Origin of the sequence: Carnobacterium sp. AT7, from assembly GCF_000171855.1 — a bacterium.
Classification (GTDB): Bacteria; Bacillota; Bacilli; order Lactobacillales; family Carnobacteriaceae; genus Carnobacterium_B; species Carnobacterium_B jeotgali.
Genome location: NZ_ABHH01000053.1, coordinates 1 through 6,587, shown reverse-complemented (window position 1 = coordinate 6,587; position 6,587 = coordinate 1). Strand labels below are relative to the sequence as shown.

Sequence of the window (6,587 nt, the reverse complement as noted above, 5' to 3'; positions counted from 1 at the left end):
GCAGGCTCCTCAGTCCAAATTTTTGCTTGTTTAGCCATTTTTCTACTATTAATAGATACATATAGTCCTACTAAAAAAATGCCTAAAATTATTGGCTACATCTATTACCCGCTACATCAATTGATATTATTAGTTATTCGCTTTAATTTATAATGAAGGAGTGAAATCATGAAGGAACAACAAATGTGGCGCGAATTTATTTCAGCCCATCCAGAATATCAAAATAAAACATATCAAGCTTGGAGCTATGGAGTCGAACCAGATGAATTAGCACGGTTAACGATTGAAAATATTAAAACAGCTACAGCTTCTGCTTTTGAAGAGTATGCCTTGGAAAATGAAGCTCTACCCGAAGAAGGCGAATTAAACATTATTCTAGATGCGAATGAAGAAGCGGTATGCATCACAAAAACAATTAAAGTGACGGTTATTCCTTTTATAGAGGTATCTAATGAACATGCTTATAAAGAAGGGGAAGGAGATCGGTCATTGCACTACTGGAGAGCCGTTCACAAAGATTTTTTTAACCAATCTTACACAAAAAAAGGCTTAACTTTTCATGAACACATCCCGGTAGTTTGTGAAGAATTTGAAGTTATTTATAAATAAAACTAACGATGAAATTAGTGGTATACTAAAAAGGAAATGGTCGTCAATAAAACAAATATTCGAAGTTGACTAATTGAATCAAGTTGAGAGGATGTGTTGGTATGATTATTAGAGAACGTGAAGCTGAGTTTGTCATGATTGAACAAAAAAATCATGCAGAGTTTGCAGGAGATGTTATAGCTCAATGGAAAACTACTTTATTCCAAGGGGAGCAGTTAAGAAAGTCAGTTGAGTATGCTGTTCGCATGCACGATTATGGTTGGGAGAAGCTAGATAAAAGCCCTTTTTGGAATGATAAAAAGCAAGTTCCGTTCTCTCTTTTTGATTTTCCTAAAGCTCCAAAAACTATTTTCTATACGTATGGGATTGATGAAGTTGAAAAAGTTGATACTTATGCAGCGTTGCTTTGTAGTAGACATTACATTCAGTTCTTTTTAAAAGACACATCAATAGAATCACAGGATTTTCTCAAACAAGAAGAGGTAAGAAAAAAACGGATCATTGCTGATTTGGACGAATTTAATGAACAACTATTTGAATTTCACTATGCCTTGTTGGCACTTGGAGATACCTTATCTGTATTCGCTTGTGTGAATGAACCTGGTGCTACAGAAGAAACCAGTCACCCATTCTTCAAAAAAGGCCTTTCGCTATCGACAAAACTTGGATTAACAGAAACAACTATGATGCCAAGCTGGATTGATGAGCATACAATTGCATTGGATGTCTTTCCTTTTGAAAAAACAATCAACAGTAAACTAATCCAAAAAGTTGTTTCAAAAAAAGCTATTCAAGAAAAAGGACTCCTAGATAGTTACAACGAAGCTGAATATGAAGAAATAAGTATCAGTATTAAAGCAAAATAATGGTGAGTCAACTGCGCTGAATTTTTATAAAATAAAATCAGCTGATGTTGTTGACAAATAGTTAGAGAACTTGTATAGTCTTAACGGAACAACAAAATTATGAATGAAACCACTAAAAATTAAATAATCTTATCTGAATGATAAAAGTAGTCAAAGTGCTTTCCATTCCTTTTGCAAACAGCTTAAGGGTGGAGTGGGCACTTTTTTCGTGCAAAAAAATAGAAGGAGTGAGCGAGAGTGACATTAGAATTTGAAACCATTGCGGCTATTTCGACGCCTCCAGGTGAAGGTGCAATAGGAATCGTAAGATTGAGCGGAGACCAAGCGATTGAGATTGCAGATCGCGTCTATAGATCTGGTTCAAAAGCACTGGCTGAACAAAAGAGTCATACTATTCACTATGGCCATATTGAAAATCCTAAAACAAATGAAACAATTGATGAAGTGATGGTATCTGTTATGCGTGAGCCCAAAACGTTCACTAGAGAAGATGTCGTTGAAATCAATTGTCATGGTGGTATTACTTCGGTCAATCAAGTCTTGCAATGTGTTTTACAAAATGGCGCTCGCTTAGCTGAACCCGGTGAATTTACAAAACGGGCTTTCTTGAATGGGCGAATTGATTTATCTCAAGCAGAAGCCGTAATGGATTTGATACGTGCTAAAACAGATAGAGCTATGCATGTGGCATTAAAACAATTAGATGGAAATTTGTCTCATTTAATTCGTAACTTGCGTATGGATATACTAGATACATTAGCTCAAGTTGAAGTAAATATTGATTACCCTGAATACGATGATGTCGAAGAAATGACATCAAAATTGTTAATTGAAAAGGCTAAGTTAGTTAAAGCTTCGATTCAGCAATTGCTAGCAACTGCTAGTCAAGGGAAGATTTTAAGAGAAGGACTCGCAACAGCAATCATTGGCCGCCCAAATGTTGGGAAATCGAGCTTGCTGAATTACCTATTAGATGAAGAGAAAGCTATCGTTACAGATATTGCTGGTACTACACGAGATGTTATTGAAGAATACATCAGCGTCAGAGGAGTGCCACTAAAATTGATCGATACGGCAGGTATTCGCGAAACAGAAGATATTATTGAACGTATTGGCGTAGAACGAAGCCGCCAAGCGTTAAGTGATGCTGATTTAGTTTTGTTAGTATTTAATCAAAGTGAACCTTTAACAATAGAAGATAAAGCTTTAATTGAAGCAACCAATCAACACCGTCGCATTGTGATTTTAAACAAAATGGATCTACCAAATAAATTAGATTTAGCTGAACTGGAAACACTCGTAGAGCCAGAAAGTATTGTGAAAACATCTATTTTGTCTAAGTCTGGAATTGACGTTTTAGAAAAAAACATAGCAAATCTTTTTTTCACTGGTCAAACAGGCGAACGAGATGCTACTTATGTATCTAATGTACGTCATATTGCATTATTGAACGATGCCGAAGAAGCATTAGATGAAGTAATCAGCGGAGTAGAAATGGGCATGCCAGTTGATTTGATTCAAATAGATATGACACGTTGTTGGGATCTATTAGGTGAAATTACAGGAGACAGTGTCCAAGATGAACTGTTGACCCAACTATTCAGCCAATTCTGTCTAGGAAAATAGATAGGATTTGTAGCATACCGCTTAAACTTGACAGAATTACGTTTTTTTCGAGAGCCTGTCGAACGCAGCTCAACTAGAAGGATGCAAAACTTCCTATTTAGACATACAGTACAACTAATAAAAAAATTGCTATTTATATAGAAAAACTAAATACAGAAAAGAAGGGACTGTTTAAATGAATCATTATGAAGCTGGAAATTTTGACGTAATCGTGGTGGGTGCAGGACATGCTGGATCAGAAGCCGCATTAGCAGCAGCGCGAATGGGAAGCCAAACGCTTTTGATCACCATCAACCTAGATATGGTTGCTTTTATGCCTTGTAATCCATCAATTGGAGGACCGGCTAAAGGAGTTGTCGTTCGAGAAATTGATGCTCTTGGCGGTGAAATGGGTCGTAATATCGACAAAACTTATATCCAAATGAGAATGCTGAATACCGGAAAGGGACCAGCAGTTCGAGCTCTACGCGCACAAGCGGATAAATTTATGTATGCAAACGAAATGAAAAAAACAATTGAAGAAACTGAAAACCTAGTTTTAAGACAAGGAATCGCTGACGAACTGATTATCGAAGACGGTATATGCAAAGGAATTATCACGAATACTGGTGCAATTTATCGTTCTAAAGCTGTTATTTTAACAGCAGGTACATCTTCACGTGGCCAAATCATTATCGGTGAATTGAAATATTCTTCTGGTCCAAATAATTCACAACCGTCGATTAAACTATCTGAAAGTTTATTAGAAAACGGATTTGAATTAAATCGTTTTAAAACTGGTACTCCACCTAGAGTTAAGTCCTCAACAATTGACTACAGCGTGACAGAAGAACAACCTGGGGATGAAAAACCAAACCACTTTAGTTATGAAACGCCAAACAGTGCGTATTTAAAAGACCAATTATCATGTTGGTTAACTTATACAAATGAAGCTACTCATCAAAAAATTCAAGACAACTTGCATCGCGCACCAATGTTTACAGGAATTGTTGAAGGTGTAGGTGCTCGTTACTGCCCATCAATCGAAGATAAAGTGGTTCGTTTTAGTGACAAACCAAGACATCAATTGTTTTTAGAACCTGAAGGACGCAATACGGAAGAAGTTTATGTGCAAGGATTGTCGACATCTCTTCCAGAAGATGTTCAACAAGATATCATCCATTCAATTGAAGGATTAGAAAACGCAGAAATGATGCGAACAGGTTATGCAATTGAATACGATGTGGTTACCCCTCATCAATTGCGCCCATCCTTAGAAACTAAAATAGTAGAAAATTTATTTACTGCTGGTCAAATGAACGGAACTTCTGGCTATGAAGAAGCAGCAGGACAAGGAATTATGGCTGGTATCAATGCAGCCCTTAAAGTCCAAGGAAAAGAACCTTTCGTTATGAAACGTAGTGAAGGCTATATTGGCGTTATGATTGATGATTTGGTAACAAAAGGTACAAATGAACCGTACCGTTTGTTGACATCTCGTGCAGAATACCGTTTATTATTACGCCATGATAATGCTGATTTTAGATTAACTGAAATTGGTCATGAAATCGGATTGGTAACCAAAGAACGTTATGATACCTTTGTAGCGAAAAAAGCTCAATTTGAAGGAGAAATAGAACGTTTAGGTTCAATTCGTTTGAAACCGACTACTGAAATCCAATCTTATTTGATTGAAAATAATCAAGCACCGCTAAAAGATGGTATTCTAGCGAAGGACTTCTTGCGTCGTCCAGAAGTTTCTTATCAAGATCTTTTAGCATTTGTACCTCGTGACTATGAACTTCCATTGGCTGTTGAAGAGCAGGTAGAAATTCAAGTGAAATACGAAGGATACATTGCTAAAGCTGCTCAAAAAGTGGATAAGTTAAAACGGATGGAAAATAAACGCATACCTGAAAATATTGATTATGCTTCTATTAATGGTATCGCTACTGAAGCAAAGGAAAAGTTGATTAAAATTCAACCTGAAACCATTGCTCAGGCTAGCCGTATCAGTGGTGTTAACCCAGCTGATATTTCAATTTTGATGGTTTATGTAGAACAAGGTAAGATTGCTAAAGTTCACGTATAATATAAAAGTAAAAAAAGAGTTGAGGATTCCTCAACTCTTTTTTTTTAACGCTAAAAACTGCTTTACTTTAATAACGATAGTAGCTTATACTAACAGTAGACGCACCAATAAATAAAGGTTTCTTAGCTCAGTTGGGAGAGCACTACCTCGACAAGGTAGGGGTCGCTGGTTCGAGCCCAGTAGGGACCATCAAAAAAAGAGAGAAAAATCCGTAAAGGATTTTTCTCTCTTTTTACTTGTCATTGAGTTGATTATTTAAGATGCGAATTTAGTAGTCCATCAGATTACTCTACTACTAAAGCCATATCTCCTTTACGCAACCAACTAGCTTTTTCTAATAGTTTATTAACGACTACAGTAATAGCAATAGGTACTAAACAAGCAGTAACGATATAAACAGCAAATGATCCTGCTCCTTGAGAGACGAAAATATTTAGTGGAGAAATTAATGAACAAAAACCTAGTCCGCCCAAAGCACTGGGAGCTGTAAAACCAAGAGCAACAGTTGAAATGGGTGCAGCAATTGCAGCAGCAACAGTTGGTCCAATTAAAATCCGAGGATTTTTAACGATATTTGGCAGTTGAACTTTAGGTGTGCAAACAAATTGGGCTAAAAATCCACCAAGATTATTTTGACGAATAGAGACAAATGAAAATGCGATATACATACTCGTTGTTCCTACTAGCATAGCAGCACTTGAAACAGGATCTAGATTCAATGCGATTGCAATAGCGGCCGAAGAAGCAGGAGACATTAACACCAGTCCCCCAACAACTGAGATAACTGCTGCGCCAATAACAGGCGAACCAGCAACTGAGGCAGAAATAACAGCACTCACCGTACTCAAAAATGGAGCAATAACGAGATTTAAGTAATAGCCAGCTAAGCCACCGGCTAAAATTGCTGCAATAGGGATAGCCATCATATCTAATGGTGTTTTACCTGAAACACGTTTTCCAACAAAAGTGGCGATTGTAGCGGCAATCAAACAGCCAATCGGTTCACCAGTTGCAATAGTGATCATTCCGTCTGCTGTTGTTTGAATAGCACCGGCGCCGATTGCTCCAGCAGCCATCGCACTAAAAATGGTCAACGTATTTCCACCTAACATAACTGCGATACCAGCTCCAATAGCAGGAGCCATCAGCATTTTTACAGCTGTTCCAATAATAACTAAGATACTAAGACCGGTCATATTTCCAATTGTTTCTAATAATAGCCCAACTCCGATTGTTACAAAAATAGCATTCGCGATTCCTGATGATGCTTTGTACATACGATCTGTTAGATAAGTTTTCATTTTTAATCGCCTCCGTATTTTTGTGTAATAGTGATGCAACACTTTTTATAGCGTAAGATTTTTCAAATAAAAAGAGGCAAGCCTTTGTATAAAGGCTTGCCTCATCTATACGAT

Annotated in this window: 6 protein-coding genes and 1 tRNA gene; 6 read left to right on the top strand and 1 reads right to left on the bottom strand. The window is 37.1% G+C overall.

Annotated features, from left to right (window positions below):
* Positions 1-18: 18 nt before the first annotated feature.
* From CAT7_RS12735 to CAT7_RS11700, 6 genes are all read left to right on the top strand, one after another.
* Positions 19-153 carry a hypothetical protein gene (locus CAT7_RS12735; protein ID WP_442852121.1) on the top strand — a complete coding sequence of 45 codons (135 nt, stop codon included), beginning with the start codon at positions 19-21 and terminating at the stop codon, positions 151-153.
* Positions 154-168: 15 nt separating this feature from the next.
* Positions 169-609: an ASCH domain-containing protein gene (locus tag CAT7_RS11720; RefSeq protein WP_007725851.1), complete on the top strand. Its 441-nt coding sequence runs from the start codon at positions 169-171 to the stop codon at positions 607-609.
* Between the two features lie 101 nt (positions 610-710).
* Positions 711-1,475, top strand: a complete 765-nt coding sequence (locus tag CAT7_RS11715; RefSeq protein WP_007725850.1) for a DUF3891 family protein — start codon at positions 711-713, stop codon at positions 1,473-1,475.
* Between the two features lie 237 nt (positions 1,476-1,712).
* Positions 1,713-3,101: a tRNA uridine-5-carboxymethylaminomethyl(34) synthesis GTPase MnmE gene (mnmE, locus tag CAT7_RS11710; RefSeq protein WP_007725849.1), complete on the top strand. Its 1,389-nt coding sequence runs from the start codon at positions 1,713-1,715 to the stop codon at positions 3,099-3,101.
* Positions 3,102-3,276: 175 nt separating this feature from the next.
* Positions 3,277-5,172: a tRNA uridine-5-carboxymethylaminomethyl(34) synthesis enzyme MnmG gene (mnmG, locus tag CAT7_RS11705; protein ID WP_007725847.1), complete on the top strand. Its 1,896-nt coding sequence runs from the start codon at positions 3,277-3,279 to the stop codon at positions 5,170-5,172.
* 116 nt (positions 5,173-5,288) lie between these two features.
* Positions 5,289-5,361, top strand: a tRNA-Val gene (locus CAT7_RS11700).
* Positions 5,362-5,456: 95 nt separating this feature from the next.
* Here CAT7_RS11700 and CAT7_RS11695 read toward each other — a convergent pair.
* Positions 5,457-6,473 carry a PTS transporter subunit IIC gene (locus tag CAT7_RS11695; RefSeq protein WP_007725846.1) on the bottom strand — a complete coding sequence of 339 codons (1,017 nt, stop codon included), beginning with the start codon at positions 6,471-6,473 and terminating at the stop codon, positions 5,457-5,459.
* Positions 6,474-6,587 lie beyond the last annotated feature (114 nt).

Bases quoted from the DNA above. Each gene is read 5' to 3' on its own strand.
- CAT7_RS11720 (WP_007725851.1), top strand. From the start codon at position 169: ATGAAGGAACAACAAATGTGGCGCGAATTTATTTCAGCCCATCCAGAA.
- CAT7_RS11715 (WP_007725850.1), top strand. From the start codon at position 711: ATGATTATTAGAGAACGTGAAGCTGAGTTTGTCATGATTGAACAAAAA.
- mnmG (WP_007725847.1), top strand. From the start codon at position 3,277: ATGAATCATTATGAAGCTGGAAATTTTGACGTAATCGTGGTGGGTGCA.
- CAT7_RS11695 (WP_007725846.1), bottom strand. From the start codon at position 6,473: ATGAAAACTTATCTAACAGATCGTATGTACAAAGCATCATCAGGAATC.